The organism is Mesorhizobium sp. B2-8-3 (assembly GCF_006440815.1).
Taxonomy (GTDB): Bacteria; Pseudomonadota; Alphaproteobacteria; order Rhizobiales; family Rhizobiaceae; genus Mesorhizobium.
Genome location: NZ_VFTW01000001.1, coordinates 452953 through 474868 on the forward strand (window position 1 = coordinate 452953; position 21916 = coordinate 474868).

21 protein-coding genes and 1 pseudogene are annotated in these 21916 nt (G+C 61.8%); 8 read left to right on the plus strand and 14 right to left on the minus strand.

Features of this window, described 5'->3' with window-relative positions:
• Nucleotides 1–9 precede the first annotated feature (9 nt).
• Genes FJ418_RS02485 through trbB form a run of 3 tightly spaced genes read right to left on the minus strand, consistent with a single transcriptional unit; the run spans nucleotide 10 to nucleotide 1603 of the window.
• Entirely contained in the window at nucleotides 10–291 is a 282-nt protein-coding gene (locus FJ418_RS02485; RefSeq protein WP_140708194.1) for a VirB3 family type IV secretion system protein, read from the minus strand.
• A complete protein-coding gene (locus FJ418_RS02490; protein ID WP_140708196.1) occupies nucleotides 291–623 on the minus strand; it encodes a TrbC/VirB2 family protein in 333 nt (110 codons plus the stop codon). The genes FJ418_RS02485 and FJ418_RS02490 overlap by 1 nt, the downstream gene beginning before the upstream one ends.
• Nucleotides 620–1603: a P-type conjugative transfer ATPase TrbB gene (gene trbB, locus FJ418_RS02495; protein WP_140708198.1), complete on the minus strand. Its 984-nt coding sequence runs from the start codon at nucleotides 1601–1603 to the stop codon at nucleotides 620–622. The genes FJ418_RS02490 and trbB overlap by 4 nt, the downstream gene beginning before the upstream one ends.
• A 428-nt stretch (nucleotides 1604–2031) precedes the next feature.
• Between trbB and FJ418_RS02500 the strand changes: the two genes are divergently transcribed.
• The 3 genes from FJ418_RS02500 to FJ418_RS02510 are packed head-to-tail and all read left to right on the plus strand — an operon-like array spanning nucleotide 2032 to nucleotide 4116.
• Nucleotides 2032–2691: an amino acid ABC transporter permease gene (locus FJ418_RS02500; protein ID WP_140784853.1), complete on the plus strand. Its 660-nt coding sequence runs from the start codon at nucleotides 2032–2034 to the stop codon at nucleotides 2689–2691.
• Nucleotides 2681–3340, plus strand: a complete 660-nt coding sequence (locus FJ418_RS02505; RefSeq protein WP_140784852.1) for an ABC transporter permease subunit — start codon at nucleotides 2681–2683, stop codon at nucleotides 3338–3340. Before FJ418_RS02500 ends, FJ418_RS02505 begins: the two co-directional genes overlap by 11 nt.
• Nucleotides 3340–4116: an amino acid ABC transporter ATP-binding protein gene (locus tag FJ418_RS02510; protein WP_140708204.1), complete on the plus strand. Its 777-nt coding sequence runs from the start codon at nucleotides 3340–3342 to the stop codon at nucleotides 4114–4116. The genes FJ418_RS02505 and FJ418_RS02510 overlap by 1 nt, the downstream gene beginning before the upstream one ends.
• A gap of 88 nt (nucleotides 4117–4204) precedes the next feature.
• On the opposite strand, the gene FJ418_RS02515 is transcribed toward FJ418_RS02510, so the two are convergent.
• The 4 genes from FJ418_RS02515 to FJ418_RS02530 form a co-directional block, all read right to left on the minus strand.
• A complete protein-coding gene (locus FJ418_RS02515; protein ID WP_140863336.1) occupies nucleotides 4205–4903 on the minus strand; it encodes a response regulator transcription factor in 699 nt (232 codons plus the stop codon).
• A 107-nt stretch (nucleotides 4904–5010) separates the two neighbouring features.
• Complete coding sequence (locus FJ418_RS02520; RefSeq protein ID WP_246682893.1) at nucleotides 5011–5574, minus strand: acyl-homoserine-lactone synthase; 564 nt, start codon at nucleotides 5572–5574, stop codon at nucleotides 5011–5013.
• Nucleotides 5575–5692: 118 nt separating this feature from the next.
• On the minus strand, nucleotides 5693–6421 hold the full coding sequence (locus tag FJ418_RS02525; protein ID WP_140708208.1) for a LuxR family transcriptional regulator: 729 nt from the start codon (nucleotides 6419–6421) through the stop codon (nucleotides 5693–5695).
• 166 nt (nucleotides 6422–6587) lie between these two features.
• Nucleotides 6588–6854, minus strand: a complete 267-nt coding sequence (locus FJ418_RS02530) for a helix-turn-helix transcriptional regulator (RefSeq protein WP_140708210.1) — start codon at nucleotides 6852–6854, stop codon at nucleotides 6588–6590.
• 202 nt (nucleotides 6855–7056) lie between these two features.
• Between FJ418_RS02530 and FJ418_RS02535 the strand changes: the two genes are divergently transcribed.
• The gene (locus tag FJ418_RS02535; protein WP_140784910.1) at nucleotides 7057–8319 is read left to right on the plus strand and encodes a threonine synthase; all 1263 of its coding nucleotides are present in this window, start codon (nucleotides 7057–7059) and stop codon (nucleotides 8317–8319) included.
• Here the strand turns inward: FJ418_RS02535 and FJ418_RS02540 are convergent.
• From FJ418_RS02540 to FJ418_RS02550, 3 genes are all read right to left on the minus strand, one after another.
• On the minus strand, nucleotides 8314–9387 hold the full coding sequence (locus tag FJ418_RS02540; protein ID WP_140645565.1) for a PLP-dependent cysteine synthase family protein: 1074 nt from the start codon (nucleotides 9385–9387) through the stop codon (nucleotides 8314–8316). The two genes, FJ418_RS02535 and FJ418_RS02540, sit on opposite strands and share 6 nt — an antisense overlap.
• Nucleotides 9381–10319, minus strand: coding sequence for a kinase (locus FJ418_RS02545; protein ID WP_140708214.1), 939 nt, complete (start codon nucleotides 10317–10319; stop codon nucleotides 9381–9383). Before FJ418_RS02545 ends, FJ418_RS02540 begins: the two co-directional genes overlap by 7 nt.
• A 133-nt stretch (nucleotides 10320–10452) precedes the next feature.
• On the minus strand, nucleotides 10453–12834 hold the full coding sequence (locus FJ418_RS02550; protein WP_140863338.1) for a transketolase: 2382 nt from the start codon (nucleotides 12832–12834) through the stop codon (nucleotides 10453–10455).
• A gap of 126 nt (nucleotides 12835–12960) precedes the next feature.
• Between FJ418_RS02550 and FJ418_RS02555 the strand changes: the two genes are divergently transcribed.
• On the plus strand, nucleotides 12961–13428 hold the full coding sequence (locus FJ418_RS02555; RefSeq protein ID WP_041002492.1) for an Lrp/AsnC family transcriptional regulator: 468 nt from the start codon (nucleotides 12961–12963) through the stop codon (nucleotides 13426–13428).
• Nucleotides 13429–13506: 78 nt separating this feature from the next.
• Here FJ418_RS02555 and FJ418_RS02560 read toward each other — a convergent pair whose 3' ends face one another.
• Nucleotides 13507–13944 carry a hypothetical protein gene (locus tag FJ418_RS02560; RefSeq protein WP_140784847.1) on the minus strand — a complete coding sequence of 146 codons (438 nt, stop codon included), beginning with the start codon at nucleotides 13942–13944 and terminating at the stop codon, nucleotides 13507–13509.
• A 308-nt stretch (nucleotides 13945–14252) separates the two neighbouring features.
• Nucleotides 14253–16021, minus strand: a pseudogene (gene ligD, locus FJ418_RS02565) (DNA ligase D).
• A gap of 377 nt (nucleotides 16022–16398) precedes the next feature.
• Here ligD and ehuB point away from each other — a divergent pair.
• On the plus strand, nucleotides 16399–17349 hold the full coding sequence (gene ehuB, locus FJ418_RS02570) for an ectoine/hydroxyectoine ABC transporter substrate-binding protein EhuB (RefSeq protein WP_246682894.1): 951 nt from the start codon (nucleotides 16399–16401) through the stop codon (nucleotides 17347–17349).
• Between the two features lie 94 nt (nucleotides 17350–17443).
• Here the strand turns inward: ehuB and FJ418_RS02575 are convergent, their stop codons facing one another.
• Both FJ418_RS02575 and FJ418_RS02580 read right to left on the minus strand, forming a co-directional pair.
• Nucleotides 17444–17884 carry a CopG family transcriptional regulator gene (locus FJ418_RS02575; protein WP_140784846.1) on the minus strand — a complete coding sequence of 147 codons (441 nt, stop codon included), beginning with the start codon at nucleotides 17882–17884 and terminating at the stop codon, nucleotides 17444–17446.
• 5 nt (nucleotides 17885–17889) lie between these two features.
• The gene (locus FJ418_RS02580; protein ID WP_140863340.1) at nucleotides 17890–19875 is read right to left on the minus strand and encodes a conjugal transfer protein TraG; all 1986 of its coding nucleotides are present in this window, start codon (nucleotides 19873–19875) and stop codon (nucleotides 17890–17892) included.
• Nucleotides 19876–20167: 292 nt separating this feature from the next.
• Here FJ418_RS02580 and FJ418_RS02585 point away from each other — a divergent pair, with 292 nt between their 5' ends.
• Nucleotides 20168–20422: a helix-turn-helix transcriptional regulator gene (locus FJ418_RS02585; RefSeq protein WP_140645573.1), complete on the plus strand. Its 255-nt coding sequence runs from the start codon at nucleotides 20168–20170 to the stop codon at nucleotides 20420–20422.
• Nucleotides 20422–21732, plus strand: coding sequence for a type II toxin-antitoxin system HipA family toxin (locus FJ418_RS02590; RefSeq protein ID WP_140863342.1), 1311 nt, complete (start codon nucleotides 20422–20424; stop codon nucleotides 21730–21732). Before FJ418_RS02585 ends, FJ418_RS02590 begins: the two co-directional genes overlap by 1 nt.
• Nucleotides 21733–21916 lie beyond the last annotated feature (184 nt).

Consider the following 21916-nt stretch of genomic DNA (forward strand, 5'->3'; position numbering starts at 1 on the left):
GCGGCGCCCTCAAACCGACAGATGCCCGGGCAGCCGCATGTGCCGGCGCCCGACTTCGAAAAAAAGCGGATCGCGCCTGGCAGCCCATGCCGCCGTAAAATGTCCGATTGCCCATATCAGAAGACCGGCCAGCCAGAGCCGCAGCCCAAGACCGACAGCGCCCGCCAGCGTGCCATTCAGGATCGCGATTGCGCGCGGCGCGCCCCCGAGCAGGATCTGCTCGGTCAGCGCCCGGTGCACGGGCACGGTCCACCCCGGCACTGTGTCGAGCTGTTCGAAAGCGGTTGTCATCAGATCAACGCTCCGCCGCCGAACGAGAAGAACGAAAGGAAAAAGCTTGAGGCCGCGAAGGCGATCGAAAGGCCGAAAACGATCTGGATCAGCCGCCTGAAGCCACCCGAACTGTCGCCGAAGGCCAGCGTCAGGCCGGTGACGATGATGATGATGACGGCGACGATCTTGGACACCGGTCCTTCGACCGACTGCAGGATCTTCTCGAGCGGCTGTTCCCACGGCATCGAGGAGCCCGACGCAAAGGCGCCCGGCGCGACCATGAGGTTGAGGGCAATGGCGGAACTGGCCGCCGCCAGGCTGGCGTGGCAGCGCGAAGAAAGGCGGATCATGAAATTTCTCCTGTGTTGATCGGGTTAGCTTCAGCGATGCGATAATCGCCATCGGGGCCCAGACCCTCGACCCTGACCAGTTCGATCAGCCGTCGCGCGGCGCCGCGTCCGGCGAGCACGGCGACAAGGCCGATCGTGTCGGCGATCAGCGCACGCGGGACAGTGACGACGGCCTCCTGGATCAGTTGTTCAAGTCGGCGCAGAGCGCCAATACCGGAGCCGGCATGAAGGGTGCCGATGCCACCGGGATGCCCGGTGCCCCATGCCTTCAAGAGGTCCAGCGCTTCGGCGCCGCGCACCTCGCCGATGGGAATGCGATCGGGCCGCAGGCGCAGCGAGGAACGAACCAGGTCGGAAAGCGTGGCGACGCCATCCTTGGTGCGCATCGCGACGAGGTTGGGGGCAGCGCATTGCAGTTCGCGGGTGTCCTCGATGATGACGACCCGGTCCGTCCCTTTCGCCACTTCGGCGAGCAGCGCGTTGGTCAGGGTAGTCTTGCCCGTCGACGTGCCACCGGCAACGAGAATGTTTGCGCGGCCGGCAACCGCGGCGCGCAACATAGCGGCGTCGCCAGAAGTCATGATGCCCGCCGCGACATAGTCATCGAGCGTGAAGACGGCGACCGCGGGCTTACGGATCGCGAAGGCCGGCGCGGCAACAACGGGCGGCAGCAGGCCTTCGAAACGCTCGCCGGTTTGCGGCAACTCGGCCGAGACGCGTGGGGACCGGGAATGGACCTCGGCGCCGATATGATGGGCGACCAGCCGCACGATCCGCTCGCCAGCGGCAGGCGCGAGCATTTCGCCCGTATCGGCCAAACCTTCCGAAAGCCGATCCACCCAGATCCGGCCATCCGGGTTCAGCATGACCTCGACGATCGCGGGGTCGTCCAGGAACCGGGCGATGGCGGGTCCGAGCGCGGTGCGCAGCATACGCGAGCTGCGCGCGCGTCCTTCGGTATCGTTGTGCGAGATAGCCATCCTGTCCCCGTTTGGCCCGGGAACCCGTCGAGCAGTTCCGGTCGGGGATGAGCAAGAGAGGCCTTAAGCAGCCCGGTTCAACAGCTTTCGACCGCCGTCGTAGCGCAGCGAGCAAAAACCGGCGAACGGCGGCGCAGAGCTCAGGAAGCTCTGTGGCGGCGTTTCGCCGCGTTCCAAGATCGGCAGAATATAAACTTTCGCAATACTATGTACATGTTTATTGACACATGACTCTCACCGGGTTTATGAAAGGGCATCGATGACCTGGCCGAACGGGCGATCGTTCCTTTTACGGCGCGGAGGATTGTCATGCGGTTCGGATTGGAGAGCTCGGTTTCGCGGCGCCAAACAGGCTTTTCCAAATATGCTCGAGGCGCCACGACCGTCGCAACGCCGCGCCCCTTGACGGCAAAGGGCGGCGAAGCTTCATGAGCATGCTCGACATCTGGCTTGGGATCCTGCAAGGGCTGCGCATAACGGCAGCGGTCACAGCTTATGGCTTGGTCTTCGCAGTGCCCTTCGCGCTTATTTTCGGGGTCGCGCAGTTTCTGACCACCGGCTTGACGCGCTTTCTGGTCACGGCAGTAATCGAATTCTGGCGCAGTTCGGCGGTCGTCGTCCTGCTCTTCGTCTTTTACTACGTTCTGCCGGTCATGGGGGTCACTTTATCGGCAATGACCGTCAGTGCATTGGTGCTCGGCCTCAATAGCGGCGGCTACGCCAGCCAAGCGGTGCGGGCCGGGCTCCAATCTCTTCCTGCCGGCCAACGCGAGGCTGGCATGGCGCTCGGCCTCTCGCGCCCGGCGATCCTGCTTCTGATCGAGCTGCCCCAGGCGTTGGTCGCCATGAGCCCCACATTCGTCAACAACCTCATTCAGCTCGTCAAGGCGACTTCCCTTGTCTCGTTGGTCACGTTGACGGACATGACCTTCCGCGCCAAGGAAATCTCGCAGACCGAGTACGACCCGGTCGCGATTTATTCGGCGCTGCTGCTAGCCTTCTTCGTCGTCTGTTATCCGATCGCGCTCGCCGGCCGCTGGCTCGAGGCGCGGGTCAGTCCCGAAAGAGGAACGCCTCGTGGGATTTAACTTCGGCTTCGCGCTCTCGACCATCCCGACCATTATCGGTGCGATCGGGGCCACCCTGCTCGCCACGGTCTTGAGTTGCCTTGGCGCTTCGGCGCTTGGCTTCACTTTCGAAATGATCCGCCGCGGCGGGGGTGCGCCTGGCCTCGCCGTGCGCTTCCTGATCGACTTCATCCGCTCGACGCCGGTTCTGGCCTGGCTCTATTTCCTGTATTTCGTCATGCCCTTCTACGGGATCCGGCTTGGCGCCATGACGGTGGGCATATTGGGGCTCAGCCTATACTACAGCGGTTATCTGGCCGAGGTGTTCAAGGCGGGCATCGACGCTATTCCGAGGGGCCAGCAGGAAGCAGCCAGAGCCTTGTCGCTCACGCGCCGCGACACGGTCATCTTCGTCATCGCACCCCAAATGCTGCGCAACATCGCCGCGCCCCTGGGCAACTACCTGGTTTCGATCCTTAAGGCGACGCCTTATCTCGCGATCCTGGCGGTGCCGGAAATGCTCGGGCGCGCCTTCGATATCGCTTCCGAAACCTATCGCTACGCTGAGCCGCTGACCGTCGCCGGCGTTCTGTTTCTCGCCCTGGCGCTGATCGTTTCTTATGGAGTGAAGCGCATCGAGAAGTTCCTGCTTGCGAGCGGGCGTCGCTGATGCTCGACCGGCGCGCGCTTCCGACCTCGAGGCATGAATCCCTCCCCCTCGTGCGGATCGACGGCCTCAACAAGTGGTTCGGTGCCCTGCACGTTTTGAAAAACATAGATCTGACCTTACGGCCGGGTGCACGCGTCGTTGTTTGCGGACCGTCCGGGTCCGGCAAGTCGACATTGATTCGCTGCATCAACGGTCTTGAGCGTTTCCAAAAGGGGACGATAGAGTTTGAAGGGAGAAGTCTGGGAAAAAGCGATCGCGATGCCGCGACGGCGCGCCGGCTAACCGGCATGGTGTTCCAAAGCTTCAACCTCTTCCCTCACCTCACCGTGCTTGCCAACTGCACGCTGGCGCTGCGCCGGGTCCTCTTGAAATCGGCGCACGAGGCCGAAGAGATCGCCATGCGGCATCTGACGGCCGTGCACATCCCCGAAAAGGCGCGGGCCTATCCGGCCCAGCTGTCGGGCGGTCAACAACAGCGAGCGGCGATCGCGCGCGCGCTCTGCCTCGATCCCCGCATCATGCTGTTCGATGAACCCACCTCCGCGCTCGACCCGGAAATGATCAAGGAAGTGCTCGACGTCATGATCGCGCTCGCGAAAACCGGCGTGACCATGGTTTGCGTGACGCATGAAATGGGTTTTGCACGCGAAGTCGCCGATGAGATCATTTTCATGGACGAAGGCAGCATCGTCGAGCATGCCTCTTCCAACGACTTTTTCTCTAGAGCCGCTCACCCGCGCACGCGGCTGTTCCTGGATACTATCCTGAGCCATTGAGAACAGATTGCGTATGCACCGGCGTGCCGGCAATGGACGTGCACGAACGCCAACAGGGCGATCGGCAGGTGCGGAATCGCCGAGCAGGTTACCAGTCCGGCGCGAACGCGTAGCCGGAAGAGCGGACGGTCCGGATCACATCGCCTCGCACGCATGCCCGAAGCCTTTTGCGCAACCTGGCAATATGAACGTCAACACCCCGTATATCGGTTGCGGCGGCGTGTTCAGGCCATGCGGTCGCGACCAGTTCCTCCCGGCTGAAGACCTTGCCAGGTTGCGCCAGAAGGCTGCGCAAAAGCTTGAACTCGATCGGCGGCATAACGATCTCTTTTTGCTTGAAGAATGTCCGGTGGGTCTGTCGCTCCAGCCGGAAATCGCCCTGCACCAGATCGCCTGTCTTGGTTTCGCGCGAAAGCTTCGCGACACCTGCTTTGCCATGCAGCCAGGTCAGAAGCTGCTCGGGCGCAAACGGCCGCGAAAATATCTCGTCGACGCCAGCCTTGATAAGGTCCAGGTGCAGTTTGCCGGAACGAGGCGCGACGAGACCTGCAAGAGGCGTTGCTCTTGTCGCTTCGGACGACTTCAGCGACAGGCATTGCTTGGCGATTGCGCGGTCGCCCGGATGACAGTCCAGGATAACGGCAAGCGGCGTTTCGGCCACGATGGCAGGCGCAATCTCCTTGTCTGCCGTGATGAGGCGGGTTTCGAAGCCGGCGACTGAAAGGATGTGCCCGAAAACCAGAAAGAAATCCGGGTCCTTCGAAGAGATCAGGACCAGCGGCGTCATGAGTCCATCAACCGAATTCGGTGCATCATAGGGCTGACTACCGCGCAAATGGGCGCGATGACAATATCCCCTGGCGTGCGAACCTTTAGCTGCCGGTGGCAATCAGCCTAGATTTTATCCGCAAGTATGACGCCGCTGATGCCATAAGCGCGGCGCGTCTGCTCAATGGCCTCAGGCGTGACATCGATCAGCAGCGCGATGATGTCTCCATCCGGATGCTTGAGAGCGTTGCCGAGTTCGAAAAGCGACCAGCCGAGCGCGCGCAGGCGTTTCGGCCAGAATGTCTCGCACACCACGCTGATCTGTCGAATCCCCAGACTCTGCGCCGTCTCAAGAAGACCGCACAGCACGATGCCGGCGATCGGCGACGACGCTCCGTGCGTGCGAAGCGATGGGACGACAAAAAACCGCGTCCATTCGAAAATTTCGGCCGCTCTCGGAGGCGTGCCGCCGGCGAGAACCGGGAAGACCTCGCTCATCAGATGCGGCTCCAGCGTCGGAACAAGACGGGAGCCGCCGACGATCTTGCCGTTGGTATCGAGCGCCAGCACATAAAGCGCATGCTCGTTGTCGAAGGCGTCGATCTCGATGTTGATGGGCCGGGCGACGGCGCGCCATCGTCTCTGCTTGACGTAAATGTCGTACCGGATGCGGAAATAGCGCTCCAGCACTCTTCTATACTGCTTCCTGTTTTCCCAAGTGACCAGATGAATACGGACCATGTCGCCTCCAAAAGTGGAGGTCGTAGGAAAACGCGCTTCGTGCCCGTATAATGGTATTCAGGTATTGCTAAATCTGGATTTCCTGTCGTCGCAGAGCTTTGACGATGGCGTGGGACACGTTGATGGCGTCGAGCTTTCCTCGAATGTTGCGTTGATGGCTCTCGACCGTGTTTCTGGTAACGCCGAGGATGCAAGCGATGTCTTCCGTGGATTTGCCTTGTGCGCTCCACTCCAGAAGCTCGCGCTCGCGCGCCGTCAACGGCGTGGGCTGATCTCCCCCGCCAGGTGTTCCTAACGCTGAAAGGCTTCGGAACGTATGTACGCACAGCGTCTCGATGAAGGGCATGGCGCTCGGCGGTAATTCAATCCGGTCACTCGCGGCGGTGACGACGCCGGGACCTGACAGCGGGACGTGTACCGGGACGCAGATGCCTTCTTTCATCCCGAACTCCGCCGCCTCGTCCATCACCAATCTTGCGCGTTTAAACAGTCTTGCGGCTGGAAGGTCGCCCCACAGGAAGGGCTGTGGCGAGTGCCGGCACTGAGCAACGCAAGGATCATGCAAGAAATGATCCTCCGAGACATATCGAAGATACCATTCGGGAGGCCAGCCGTCCCCCAGGATCTCGCGTTGCCAGTCCGCGTCGTGCGGCCCCGGCAGGCCGGTGATCAGAAAATTGCGCAATCCATACCGCCCCATAACGGAGCGAAACTCCTGGAGGATTGCATCAGTCGACCGCGCAGTGTCGATCCTTGAGATTGCTGCGTAAAGGTCAGCAACACCTTCGCTCTCCATTGGCAGACCTCGACAAAAGCCAAGCCGCACGCCGCGCCACAACTTATGCGCGTCTCCACGATCTTCAATGGGAGCTAGAGCGAATGTACACTGCAGGAGTCAATTAGACGGCTAAAGTCGACAAAAGTGGAAATGTGCTCAATATCTCGAAAGAACACCTGAGCCTTCATTCTGTCGACTTCGCAGCCCCTTGTTTCGTCACACGCACAGCTCGCCGATTCGATGGAGCGGCCGCGATCAACTCTTGCGGCTCGACATCCAAGGCCTTCGCCAGGATCTCGACTGTATCCAGCGTGGCGTTGCGCCGACCGGCCTCAACGCTGCTGATATAGGCTCGCGTGCGGCCCGAAACGAAAGACAACTGCTCCTGAGACAGTCTTCTTTCTCTGCGTAGCCGCTGCACGTTCAAACCAAAAACGCCGCGCAGTTTCATCGAACAACGGATGCTACGACGCGCACTATGGTGCGACACACTATAGTGCACATTCCGCATTGACAACTGCACCGTTCGCTGTTTGAAACAACGAGCGAATTCATCGTTTCCTGACGCAGGAATAGCCATGCCGAGCCGGCCGTTTCGCAACCTCGCGCACAACATGTCCGCGCATTCTTCGGGAGAGATCAGCCGTCCCGGGATGAACAAAAGCCGGGTCCTTAAATTCGTCTGCATCCGATGCGGCGCTCCCTACCCCGCCGATGTCACCATCGACTCCAAGGGGTGCGCGCGGTGCCAGAACACCGCGCCGGCAAATCTTCGGCCGGTTTATCCGGACCCGCATCCTGATCCCTTGGACGGCGCCACCCCCTCGCGCTCGCTATGGCGTTTTGCGCATAGTCTGCCTTGCACAGCCGCGGATGCAGTGAGCCTTGGCGAGGGTTTGACACCGTTGCTTGCGGCGCCACGCATCGGCGCGTTCCTCGGTGTGCCCAACCTCGCAATCAAGGACGAAGGCCGAAACCCGACGTGGTCGCATAAGGACCGCTTTTCGACGGTCGCGGTCAGCGTGGCGCGCGCACGTGGCGCGAAGATCGTCGCGACCGCCTCCTCCGGCAACGCCGGCGCTTCGTTGGCGGCCTACGCTTCCAGAGCCGGGCTGAAGTGCGTTGTCACGACTTTCGCCGGGTCGGCCGGCGCGATGCTGGCTCAGATCCGAAAATATGGCGCGACGGTGCTGCCCTTGGTCAACAAAATGGACCGATGGTCCGTGCTGGAACAGGCGGCTGCCCGCTATGACTGGTTCATCGCCTCGCCCTATCACGGTCCGGTCGTCGGCAGCCATCCACTCGGCATCGAGGGCTACAAGACGATTGCCTACGAGATCGTCGAGCAATCGGATGGCACGGCGCCAGACTGGTGCGTCCTGCCGGTCTGCTATGGCGATGCATTGTCGGGCGTGTGGGCGGGCTTTTGCGAGTTGTACGCGCAAGGGACGATCACGCAGCTGCCCCGTCTCGTCGCCGCGGAGGTGCACGGGTCATTGGCGGACGCGCTTGCCAGCGGCGCCGATGCCTTGAGTGAACGCAAAATGCTCTTCGACAGCCTCGCCGTATCGATCGGCACGCCGCGCAGCACCTTTCAGGCTCTGAAGGCTCTGCGCGAATCCGGCGGACACGCCGTCCCCGTCGACAATCACGGCCTGATCGCGATGCAGGAACGTCTTGCGCGGGACGAAGGGATCTTTGCCGAACTGGCGTCTGTCACGCCGCTGATCGCCATATCGACGTTGAAGAATCAAGGTATCATCGCAGCCACAGACCGCGTCGTGGCCGTTGTGACCGCCAGCGGTCTCAAGGACCTCGATCGGTCCACTGGATCGAACGAACACGATCAGATCTTCCAGACGACGGAAGACGCCTGGCGCTGGCTCGACAAAAGCGGGCTGGATCTCGTTTCATAGATTCTCCACCGCACCAATAGCCGATGGCACCTCACTTGCTGTCTGCGTTTTCAGCACATCGTCGAGACTACGGCGCAGCCAAAGAAAGCGCGTCCATTGCGCCTCTGCGGCCGGTGCGATTGTCGTCAGCGTCCTCGGCTCGGACAAGTCCTTGCAGGGCCAGCCAGGCAGGGTCGAAAGCCAGTCGTCATTGTAGACAGTCTCGGCATGGCGATGGCCTTCGTCAGGCATGATGACCGCTACTTGCGCGTCCGGCAGGGTCGTTGCAACCCATTGCGCCACCAACGCGGCGGCGCCGCTGGTCGGCCCCATGAATATACCGTGCTCGCGCAGCAAACGGTGCGCGCTCAGATACGCCGGATAGGCGCCAACCCAATGGATCTCGTCGACAAGCTCATGCCTGACGTTTTTCGGCAGAACGCTGTTGCCCAAGCCCCGCAGCATGCGTTTGCCGACGGGCTGCCCAAACAGAATGCTGCGATGGGTGTCGACGGCAAACACCGTCAGATGGGGAAAGACCGTTCGCAGAAAGGACGCGGTGCCGCATAGCGAACCGCCAGTGCCGACGCAGCCGACCAGGCAGTCAACCCTGCCCACCGCCCGGATGAACAGTTCAGCCAGCCGCGCGTAGGCCAGCCAATTTCCCGGACTGTCGTATTGGCGGGTCCAGAAGCCGTCCGGCTCCTTGGCCAGGATTTCCTGCAGGCGCTCAAGCCGGCCAGGCTGATTGCCGTCACCGCGCGGATCGTCAAGTGCAATGACCGTGGCGCCGATGCGCTCCAGCCGGGCTTTGTATTTGGCATCGATAAGCGTTGAAGCGGTGACGAGGGTAAGGCGATAGTCACGCGCCGCCGCGAGCAGCGCCACCGCCATGCCGAAGGTGCCGGACGTCGTCTCGACAATGTGGGACCCCGCCTTCAGTTCGCCATTCGACGCTGCCCTATCCAGGATGTAGCGGGCCGGCATCAGCTTCATCAATGGAAAAGCCGCCGCCACCAAATTTGGCGCCAGGCGAGCAAGGCGTGGGGTCTCAAGATCCCTGAAATAGTCAACTGCGAGGGTCACCATGTCCAGCCCTCCGCATTGACCAGATGGACCTCGACTTCCTTGAAGCCGGCGCGCCTTATCTGTTGCGCGACCAAAGCTGCCCGTCGCTTCAGATTCAATGCGAAAAGATCGAAAATCAGACCAAACAACGAGCCGCTATGGGCGACTTGCACCCCGCACGCTCCAGCCCGCCTGGCGATTTCGGCGATCTCGTCGAAACCCTCTTTCGGCAAGTGCCGTTGACTGATCAAGGCGCTGGCCGAGGCGGCACGTCCAAGAAGATTCGGATCCTGAAGGTAGACCGCCCGCGCCACCAGCGCCCGAAGCACGCCGAATTCCTGGATTTCGGCACTGTCGTAACGCGCCGGCGGCAGCTGCAATGTGTCGACCGGGACGCCGCCATTCGCCTTGAACCCGACCAGTAGCAGCGGCGGCAGCGAGCCGCCGAAATTCTCGATCACCGTGCCCTCGCGTTGCGCGAACAGGACCGCATGCTCATCGAATGCGATCGCGTCGCTGGCGCGCTCGGCGGCAACGGCGAGACGCCCGATGCTCGAGGGCCGCAACTGGACCTTGTGGGCCGCGGCTACAGCGCGAATGGAAGCGACGACGTCCGCGGTCGATGAGCCGTAGCCGTGCCCCACGGGAATCGAGCTTTGAAGTGTCAGCACGCCACCGCCGGTTACCTTCAAGAAATCGAGCGTGAGCCGCGCGGCTGACGACGCCTTGACCTTATGATCAGGGTGGACAATGACCGCATCGCCGTCGGTTCTGGCAAAGGTGGCCTCGGACCTCAAACCGGCGACCGGCAGCGTGACGAGCCCGCGATGAAGGCGCCCGCCATCATCCTTGAAGACGCCCTGGATGAGTTCGCCGTGATGCGCTATCGCCGCTCCCGTCCCGATCGAAGACCGCAGCGTTTCACGGCTCATAAAATCGCCGGCGCCAGCCATTTTCAGTTCTCCCCCACGCTCTCTCGCAGCGGAGGAGGATGGCGCCGACGGCTGACACCCGCCCTCAAGGAATTCCGGTATTGACGGCTTCCTGTCGAACGAGCCAGCCGGGGAGGCGATGTGGGATCGATCGTCAGGCGGCGGAGCCGAGGTGCCTCAGCGGCCGGCCAACCGAAACCGCTTGAGCCGCGGCCATAATACCTTGCGTGTCGATCCCGTAATGACGGTAGAGATCCGCGATCGTGCCGGTCTGGCCGAAATGCTCGACGCCCAAAGCGCGCGTACGGTGGCCATGGACCGACCCCAGCCAAGCGAGCGTCGCGGGGTGCCCGTCCAAGAGCGTAACGATGGCGCAGGAAGCCGGAAGGCCGGCCAGAAGGCGCTCGACATGACTTGAGGCGCGCGGATGGCCGTATTGGCGCGCCCGGGCCGCGGCTGACCAGCCGGCGTTCAGCCGATCGGCCGAGGTCACGGCCAGAAGCCCGACATCGCGCCGATCGCCGGCCATCAAGCCCAGCGCCTGTACCGCTTCCGGCGCGACTGCCCCGGAGTAAGCTATCACCAGGTCGGCGTTCGGGCCGGGCGGGCGCAGCCAGTAGGCGCCATCGACGATGTCGCGCGCCAGCTTGCTTTCCATCGGGCGTGTCGGCTGCTCGATCGAGCGCGTCGAGAGCCTCAGGTAGACCGAACCCCCGGTTTGATCACGCAGCCAGGTATGGTCGTCAGGCTCGGCTTCGCCGGTACGCTGCATATACTCGAATGCCCAACGCAGGATGATTGCCAGTTCATCGACATAGGCCGGCTCGAACATCGCGAGACCGTCCTGCGCCATGCCGATCAGCGGCGTGGCGATCGACTGATGCGCTCCGCCTTCGGGAGCCAGCGTCACGCCGGAGGGCGTCGCGGCCAGGATAAAGCGGGCGTCCTGGTAACAGGCATAATTGAGCGCATCGAGGCCCCGCTCGATGAAGGGGTCATAGAGGGTTCCGACCGGAAGCAGTCGCTCGCCGTGAAGCGAGTGCGACAGGCCGAGCGCCGAAAGCATCGTGAAAAGGTTCATCTCGGAGATGCCCAGCTCGATATGCTGTCCGGACGGCGCAAACGTCCAGTTGAAGGTGGAGGGGATGCGCTCCTCGCGGAAAATGTCCGCCTGATCGCCGCGCGCGAACAGACCCCGCTTGTTTACCCAGGCGCCGAGATTGGTCGAGACGGTGACGTCGGGGGATGTCGTGACGACACGGCTTGCAAAATCGCTGTCCGACTTTGCGATCTCGTGCATCAAAAGCCCGAAACCTTGTTGTGTCGACATGGACGGCTGAGCGCCGAAGCTGATGCGCGCTGGCACCGGAATAGCTGTGGCATTGTGACGACGCGGGGCTGCCTGCGCGAAAGGCGACGACGCGAGGAAGGATCGTATCGCAGCCTCGTCGTAGGCGAGGCCCTCGAACATGTCCCATTCGCGGCCCTCGCCCACTCCCATACATTGGCGCAGGGCTTCGACTTGCGCCGGTGTCATCAATCCGGCGTGGTTGTCTTTGTGGCCGGCGAGCGGCAGGCCGAAGCCCTTGATCGTATAGGCGATGAAGCAGGTCGGGCGATCATGCCCGCGCGCTTCTTCGAAGGCATCGATGATGGTCTCAAGATCGTGGCCGCCGAGGTTTGCCATCAATACGGCAAGCTCATCGTCGCTGCGCTTCTCGATCAGGCGGCTGACCGGTCCCTGATCGCCCAGACCGTCCAGCAGGCGCCTGCGCCATGCAGCGCCGCCCTGGAAGGTCAGCGCGGAATAGAGCTGATTGGGACATGCGTCGATCCAGGCCCGCAGCTTTTCGCCGCCCTCCTCCTCGAAGGCGGCCTGTTGCAATGTCCCGTGTTTGAGGATCACCACATCCCAGCCGAAGTTGCGAAAGATGGTTTCGAAACGCTGCCACAGGCCTTCGCGCACCACCGCGTCCAGGCTCTGCCTGTTGTAGTCGACGATCCACCAGGTGTTGCGCAGGCCGTGCTTCCAGCCCTCGAGAAGCGCCTCGAAGATATTGCCTTCATCCATTTCGGCGTCGCCGAGCAGAGCGACCATCCGGCCTTCCGGCTGATCGGTCTTCCACCCTTTTGCGCTGACATAATCTTGGACCAGGGAGGAGAACAGGCTCTGCGCGACTCCCAGTCCCACCGACCCGGTCGAGAAATCGACATCGTCGATATCCTTGGTTCGGGACGGATAGGACTGCGCGCCGCGATAGCCACGAAAATTCTGCAGCTGCTCGAGCGTCTGCTTGCCGAACAAATACTGGATGGCATGGAAAACCGGGCTGGCATGCGGCTTGACGGCGACGCGGTCCTGCGGCCTCAGGATCTTGAAGTAGAGCGCCGTCATCAAGGTCGAGGCGGACGCCGAAGACGCCTGGTGGCCGCCGACCTTGAGGGCGTCCGTCGACTCGCGAAGATGATTGGCGTGATGGATCATCCAGACGGCCAGCCAGAGGACCTTGCGCTCAAGCTCGGAAAGGATCGTCATCGTCGGCTCCTGTGAAATCGCGCCTCAACGATACCCGCGTCGACCTTCCGAATGTGGCTATTCTTGCGCAAAGCGATTGATGATATTGGCTCATCCAGCCAATTGCTGCCCATAGATGAGGGAAACATGCCAAATCCGGCGCTTGACGCAATCGACCTGAAGATCATCGCCGCGCTGCAGAAGAACGCCAAGGCGACTTCGAACGACCTCGCCGAAGCCGTCGGTCTTTCGCCCTCGCCTTGCGCCCGGCGCGTCAGGCTCCTGGAGAACGCCGGCGTCATCAAGGGCTACACCGTGGTGGTCGACCAGAAGAAGCTCGGCCTGCCGATCAGCGCTTTCGCGTCGATCAAGCTTGAACGGCAGCGCGAGGACGATCTCGACCGGTTCTCGCAAGCCGTGCTGCGCTGGCCGGAGGTGGTCGACTGTTATCTGATGACCGGCCAGCGCGACTACCTGATGCGCATCGTGGTGCGCGACCTTGAAGCCTATGAGCGGTTCATCAAGGACAAGCTGACGCGGCTGGACAATATCGCTTCGATCGAAAGCAGTTTCGCCCTGGGTCAGGTCAAGCGCTCGGAAGTGCTGCCAATCTGATCGAGCGAGTATTCCGCGACGGCCATCGCGGCAGCAGCCGGTCTGCGTGACCTTGCGCTGATCGAGGGCGGATGCGCCTCAAGATCGGCGGTCCCTGGCCGCATCCTCGATCAATCTCGCCAGCAACTGGCGGAATCGTTGGTCAGACTTATCGCCAATGCTTCCTATATCTTCCGCCACCATGCCGGGCGCAGAAACTGACGCCTCCCCACTTATCGAAACGCTGACCTTGAAGGCCCTTGCGTGGTTTTTCTCCACTGCTCCACTCCCGTAGATTCGGAATTCAACAGACGGAGCAATGGCGCTATCCTCGGGGCGTGGGATGGGTTCTATATCGATGGTCACCTCTCCCGCCACGTCTGCCTTGGCCGCTTCCAACGACGCAACGACGACCTCCGTTAGCCAAGCTCTGGCTTGGGCGCCAAAGTCCACCTTTGGAGTATGCCCATCCGCGCTCTCGTCCTGCCGACGGCGAGCTTTCTTGCCCCGCTCAAGGGCCTCTTTGAACTTGGACATTTCTGGCCGCCTCCGACCTGTCATCGCATGAGATACCGCAGATCGGCCGCAGCTCTCCAATTTAAAGAACGCACACGATCCTCGGATGTTGCGCCTGGACGAAATTGGTGCTTTGGGCACGCATACCTGATGGCGCTCGTCAGGCTAGCTTACTGAGTGCAAGGCTGGACCCCGGTTCTGATGGCCTTTCGCAAGCGCACGTCGGCATCGAAGTGGGCGGAGGTCTTAAATGTGATTTGGGCCGCGTGGTTACTCGCCTTCGCTTCCAAGAAGGATGAACTAAGCGCCGCAAGTTAAGCGGCTTCTCACTACGCTGCCTTTCGAACAGCAGCCCTGAATGGATGGTCGATGGTGAAGGCGTCCGGCCGGATTCCCCGCTCGATCTGCGTCCATGTGACAGGATGGGCAATAGGAAAGCCGGGCCGCGCTCGTGGCGAGAACGTACCGACTGCAGTATTGCCGCGCCCGTTGCGAAGATAGTCGAGGAAGATGCGACCCCGTCGGGCTGCTGGATCGGCTGACAAGAGGTAACGGTCCGGCTTAGCATCGATGAGGCACTGGGCAAGCGATTTAGCCAGTTGCCGCGCCCTGTCGTGGGTCACACCCGAAGCCAGCGGAGCCGTCAGGTGAATGCCTTTGCCCCCGGTGACCTTCGGCCAGCTCGGCAACCCAGCAGCTTCCATGATGTGACGTACCGACAGCGCCGTCTCGATCACCGCATCCCATGGCACGCCTTCGCCAGGATCGAGGTCGAGCACGAGCTGGTCAGCATGCTCGATATCGTCAATCGTAGCGTTCCAAGGATGTAGCTCGACGGCATCCATTTCGACCAACCCAAGCAGCCCGTCGAGACCATCTACCCAGACCCGAACACCTTCGCCGCCCTCGCGCTTCTGAACGCGTAGCTGGTGCACCGGTCCTGGTATCGGGGGCAGCGGTCCCTTGTGATAGAAGGTGGCCCCCTGCGCATGACGTACCAGCTTCGGTGGTCTTCGTCCCAGATGGATCAGCGCTCGGTCAGCCACCCGCCGCCAGTAGCCCATCAGCTCTTCCCTGGAAGGTGCAACAGCATCGGGTAACAGCTGGAGAATGTTCTCGCGAGGAACGCCATGTTGGCCCTCCAACCTGCGCTTGGAGGGGGACGGCGGCTTCGCCGGGATCACCTGGAGATCCTCGCGCAATCCCTTGAACACGGCTCGCGCAAGATGCCTCGGTCTGTCACGCCACTGAATTGCACCTCCGCCAGCACCTCCGGCCGGACCCACGTTGCCTTGGGTTTTTTGATGGGCTCCGAGAGAGGTGATTTGCTGATGATGAGCGGATCAAGCCGCTCGCGAACCCGCCGGGCTGCCTCCAGCGTATAGCCGCTTTGCGCTTTTCCCGCATAGAGCAGCCGCTCGCCCTGCCATCTGCCGATATAGAGCGAAGCAATGCGGCGTGGCTGCGCGCCAAGCTTTTCAACGAAAGCGACAATCGGGAACGTGTCGCTCTTGACGCACTTCACCTTGAGCCAGCTCGCTTGGACGCCGGAGCGATAGGGAGAGTCAGCCCGCTTTGAGACGATGCCCTCCAGGCCCATGCGGCAGGCATGGTCGAAAACTTCACTGCCGCTGATTTCCAGATGTTCGGCATAGGTCAGCGTTGGAGCCGTTTCCTGCAGGAGCCTGTGCAGAGCAGCTTTGCGCTCAATCAGCGGCTGCTGTCGAAGGTCGCGGCCGTTGAGGTACAAAAGATCGAACGCAAAGAACATGAGCTTCGGCGAGTTCGGATTTCCCAGTTCCCGCTCGAGCGCTTGAAAGTCCGGCAGGCCGGTGTTGCCGAGAACCACAGCTTCTCCGTCAATGATCGCGGATCGGACCGGCAGGTTCGCCGCCGTCTGGACGAGCCGTTTGTACCGATGCGACCAGTCATAGCCGCGACGCGTGAAAGCACGTGCCCCGCCACCTTCAACGATAAGCTCAGTCCGGTAGCCATCGTATTTGATTTCGTGCAGCCAGTCCGTGTCGGCAGGAGCGTTCTCGACCAGCGTCGGTGACTGAAATTCGATGAAGGCGAGGTGACCGGTCGATTTACGCATGCACTCGAACTCCTGAACCGGGATTCAAACCGGGCCGGAGCAATCGGTTCCGAAGAGTTTAGCAAAATTGAATATGATCGCGGCCGCCGGCGCGGTCGGCTGCTGCCTCTGAAGCTTTTAGAAACCTTGTAGCAATGATCGTGCGCTGAGCCTTATTCGCTCAACGGTCAATCCAGCGGTGAGCCGCCAAAGAGGGCTCGAGTAGGAAGACCGAACGGTGAAAAGCGCGCCTGACCGAGAGTCTGCTGATCTGCATCGTCTGCGGGGTTGGGGCCTGGAAAATTGAAGACTCCAAATATTCGGCCCGGTCACCTCGCCTCCCATTATTTGAGAGGCGGCAATATTTTGTACATATTTTGTATATCTATATTGACGCATTGGCTGCCCTCAACGTAGCGTTGAACGGCTGGGGCCGAACCCCTGCGCGCAACTCAATCTCATGGGAGGACTGCACGATGAAATTTCGAGCCCGATCGGCCGCCATTGGCCTGGCCTGCATCGCCTATGCCGCGATTGTTGGATCCGTGCTGCCGGCCACGGCGGAAACGACAAAGGAACGCATCTTGAGAGAGGGCAGGATTGTGATCGGTATCCACAACCGTTCGCCATGGGGCTACAAGAAGGAAGGAACCGGCGAGTTGCTCGGCTGGCATCCGGACCTGCTCAGAGCAGCGTTCGCCGATCTCGGCGTCAAGCAGATCGACTTCGAGGTCACCGAGTTCGGTGCGTTGATCCCTGGCTTGATGGCCGGGCGTTTCGATGCCGTGGCGTCCGGCTTGTCGATAACGCCGCCGCGATGCCAGCAGGTCGCCTTCGGCGCTCCCGATCTGAGGCAGGACGACGCGGCGATCGTACTCGCCGGCAACCCCAAGGCGATCCATAGCTATGCGGATCTTGCCAAGAAATCCGACACCATCATGGGCGGCGGCCGCGGCAGCAATGTCATCCAGAACGCCATCGCCGAGGGCGTCCCTCAGGATCGGATCCTGCAGTTTCCCGATGTCGAGACCAACATCGCGGCACTGCGCGCCGGCCGTATCGACGCCGCGGTATTTTCTTCCCCGACGGCAATCGGGCTGCTGGCCGGCAAAAAGAGCCCCGATCTGGAGCGCGCCAACCCATTCACGACCGACGAGAAGTCTATCAGCTACGTCGCGATCGCGTTCAGGAAGGATGATGGTGACCTGCGCGACCTTTACAACCAAGGGCTGGCCAAGGTGATGTCGAACGGCACGATTGCCAGCATCATGGCGAAGTACGGATTTGGCCCCACCGAAAACGTGCCGCCAGGATTGACGACCTCGCAGTTGTGCGGAGCCGCCAACTGACTGGATCAGCAGCAGAAGCGGTCCAGCACCAACAGGACCGGGTGACGCCGCGCGAGCTCGCGCGGCGGCCTCTGTGCGCCGACAGGCCCTCACATCACTGTCGTTCAGGATCGCTGGATGGCGCGATGTCTTCGGGGATTTCTTGCCGCAAGCTCGGCCCCTTGGCCAGGCGCCTGCCAAGCGCGGAAACGAAAGCTTCATAACGCTCGCTTGCCTTGGCGCGCGCTGCCTGGGCCATCGGCTCAGGCAAGGCCGGAGTGGTGGCCAGCCAGAAGCGAATGAATACCGCGTGCGTTTCAACCGAGATGCCGACATCGCGCTCCAACCGCGCGATCCGGCGATCGATCCGGTCGAGACGCCTGGAGATCGCCGCCTCGCGTTGCGCGTCGGCATCCGGAGAGAGGAAGGAGGCGATCGCCGCTTCAGCGATGAGCGACTGCGAGCGATCGCGCCGGGCGGCATATTCGACCAGCAATGCCATCACGGCAGGGTCGAGATACACGGAAATCTGGACCTTTTTCTTTCTTGCCGTCACAACCTTCACAGCTCCATGCCGTCGTCCGGATCGAGCGCGATCTGACGCGCCACGCCCCGAACAAGGCGAGCCATGCGGCTGCTGCTCGCGGCGAGATCATCCGCCTCGTCAGGCGCTTCGATCTCGAATTCGTTGACGGGCGGCAGCTCCGCCGCAGCCGGCAGAAGTGGATCGAGCTCGGGCTGACGTCGCAATTCGGACTCGGTCGATTCGCCATGGACTTTCGCCACGGCAACTGCGGCTGCCGCACCCGGTTGCGGAAGCGGCAACGGAATCGTCGTCCAATCGTCAGGCTCCGCCACGGCTCGACCCGTGATAGCCGGTGGCGGCATGATGCGCTCCCGCAACCGCGGGTCTTCGAAATAGCGCGCCTTCTTCGCCCGGATCGGCGGCGTCCCCGCCAGCATGACGATCTCGTCGCCTGCCGGCAGTTGCATGATCTCGCCGGGTGTCAGCAATGGCCGCGCCGTCTCCGAGCGCGAGACCATGAGATGACCGAGCCATGGCGAGAGCCGGTGACCGGCATAGTTCTTCATCGCCTTCAGCTCGGTTGCCATACCAAGGGCGTCCGAGACGCGCCTGGCGGTGCGCTCGTCATTGGTCGCGAAGCTGACCCTTACATGACAGTTGTCCAGAATAGAGTTGTTCGGGCCGTAGGCCTTCTCGATCTGGTTGAGGGACTGCGCGATCAGGAAGCTTTTCAACCCATAGCCGGCCATGAAAGCGAGCGCGGATTCGAAGAAGTCGAGCCGTCCGAGCGCCGGGAACTCGTCCAGCATCAGAAGCAATCGATGCCGATCCGCCCTCGCCTGCAGATCCTCGGTCAGACGGCGGCCGATCTGGTTGAGGATGAGACGGATCAGCGGCTTGGTGCGGCTGATGTCGGATGGTGGAACGACGAGATAGAGCGTCGCCGGACGAGGATCGGCGACCAGGTCGGCGATGCGCCAGCCGCATGCGCGCGTCACCTCCGCCACCACCGGATCGCGATAGAGCCCAAGGAAGGACATGGCGGTCGAGAGCACGCCGGAGCGTTCATTGTCCGACTTGTTCAACAACTCACGGGCTGCGCTGGCGATGACCGGGTGCGGACCACCCTCCCCAAGATGCGGAGTCGTCATCATCGCGGCCAGGGTTGATTCGATCGGCCGCTTCGGATCGGACAGGAATGCCGCGACGCCAGCAAGCGTCTTGTCCGGTCCGGCATAGAGCACATGCAGGATCGCGCCGACCAGCAGCGCGTGGCTCGTCTTTTCCCAATGATTGCGCCTTTCGAGTGAGCCTTCGGGGTCGACCAGGATGTCGGCGATGTTTTGCACATCGCGGACTTCCCATTCACCGCGGCGAACCTCGAGCAAAGGGTTGTATGCATCCGATCTTGCATTGGTCGGATCAAACAGCAGAACCCGGCCGTGGCGGGCGCGGAAGCCGGCGGTCAGACCCCAGTTCTCGCCCTTGATGTCATGGACGATTGCCGAGCCAGGCCAGGTCAGCAGCGACGGCACAACAAGCCCGACACCCTTTCCCGAACGCGTCGGCGCAAAGCAAAGCACATGCTCGGGCCCGTCGTGGCGCAGATAATGAGTTCCATAGCGCCCCAGCACCACGCCGTCGGGGGCAAGCAGGCCTGCCGCCTGCACCTCGCTTCTTTCGGCCCAGCGCGCGGAGCCATAGGTCGCGACCTCCCTCGCCTCGCGGGCACGCCATAGCGACATGCCGATCGCTACGGCGATCGCGATGAAGCCGCCCGAGGCGGCAATCAGACCGCCGCGCGCGAAGATGGCTGGTGCGTAGGCGTCGTAGAAATACCACCACCAGAAGATGGCGGGCGGATAATAGACTGGCATGCCGCCAATGACGAACCAAGGCGCTCCCAGCCGTTCCTGATAGCCCAGCTGCCAGGCGGACCATTGCGTCGAGGCCCAGATCGTGAAGAGCACGATCAAGATGACCACGACAATCTGTCCCCAAAGGACTTTCGTTCCCGACATTCGCTTCTCCTTGTGGCGAGAGGTCAGCAAGGTTGGCGCGAGATTCAACAGCGGGCTCACGCCGATCGCGTCGCGTCGTACTGTCGGCAAGGAAGACAGGGAATCGGGAAGCCCAAGAGCCCGGGCGCGAGCGAGGGCGCCGTCCTCCTGGATTGCGCATTTGAGCATCAAACATCATACGCGATTGCGTATATCCGATCTCTATACGGAGTTGCGTATACGGTAGATTTATACGCGATCACGTATATTGCCAAGTCATACGCGATCGCGTATATATGCTCAGGAGACTATCATGACCGAACAGATCGCTCGTAACGAAAAGCAACTCGGCGCCATTCTGCGTCGCGCCCGCAGGCAAGCCGACCTCACGCAAGAGACGCTTGGCAGCCGGATCCACCTGCGTCAGGCCACCGTGTCTCGCCTTGAAGCCGGCGAGCCGGCAGTGCAGCTCAGTACGTTGATGGCTGCGCTCTCCGCCCTCGACCTTGAACTCGTGGTTCGCCCGCGCAGCAAAAGCAGCGCGACCGAGATCGCGGACCTGTTCTGATGGCGCGGCGACCGGCTCACACGCCGCTCAATGTCTTCGTGAACGGTCGGCTGGTGGGCGTGCTGCGCAGGCAATCCACCGGCGCCGTGGACTTTCAATATGCCCGCGAATGGCTGGACTGGCAAAGCACTTTCCCTGTCTCGCTTTCGCTTCCCTTGCGGGAGGACCGCTATATCGGCGCGCCTGTAGTCAATGTCTTCGACAACCTGCTTCCCGACAAGGACGCCATCCGCAAGCGTATTGCTGAACGCGTCGGGGCGGATGGCACCGACGCCTACAGCATGCTTGCCGCCCTGGGCCATGACTGCGTCGGCGCATTGCAATTCCTGCCTGATGGCGTCGATCCCGGCAGTCCTGGTAGCAGCGACGGCAAGCCGGCCAGCAAAAAGGATATCGCCGGGATAATCGCAAACCTCGCGGTCGCCCCACTTGGCCTCGGCGAGGATGAAGATTTCCGCATCTCGATCGCGGGCGCCCAGGAAAAGACGGCGCTGCTACGCAAGGACGGACGCTGGTACAAGCCGGTCGGCACGGCGGCGACCACCCACATCCTGAAACCGCAGATCGGCAGGTTGCCGAATGGCATCGATCTCTCCAACAGCGTTGAGAACGAATATCTGTGCCTTAAGCTGATCGACGCGTTCGGCGTTCCCGCCGCCAGAACTGAGATCGCCGACTTCGGGGAGCGCCGTACGCTGATCGTCGAGCGGTTCGATCGGTTGTGGGCCAGGGATGGCCGTCTCATGCGCCTACCACAGGAGGATATGTGTCAAGCACTGTCGGTCCCGCCGACACGCAAGTACCAGTCAGAGGGCGGTCCCGGCATGCCGTCGATTATCGAGCTTCTTAAGGGCAGTGACCGGCCCGAAGACGACATCTCGCTGTTTTTGCGTGCTTGCATAATATTCTGGCTCATTGGCGCGACCGACGGCCACGCCAAGAATTTCAGCATTTTTCTCGGGCCCGGCGGGCGGTTTCGGATGACGCCGCTCTATGACGTGCTGACCGCGCAGCCCAGCCTTGATGCTGGCCAGATCCCTCGCAAGAAATTCAAGCTGGCGATGTCTGCCGGCAAGAGCCGGCATTATTCCATACATGAAATTGTGCCCCGCCATTTCATGCAGACCGCCGACGTTTCCGGCGTGGGGACGTCCCTGATGCGCAAGGTCCTCGAAGACATCTCCGAAAATGCCGAAAGGCGGACCGAGGTCGTGATTTCTTCGTTGCCACGTCACTTTCCCGCGCAGCTCGTCGAGTCGGTCAGATCGGCGATAATCAGGCGCGCGATCATCCTCGCCGAGACACGCTGATCAAGCTCAGAGGGCGGCCGGACAAGAATTCTGGGCTGCCCGACCGCACATTCGATATCGACATCCCCTGCGGCGCAGCTAAGACTGCCTCTTCTCGGACCCACGGCATCGCTAACTTCCGAAATCTTGGCGCAGCTTCGCCCCATTCGCCAGGCCGTCTCGCGCCGTGATGAAGGCCTGGTAG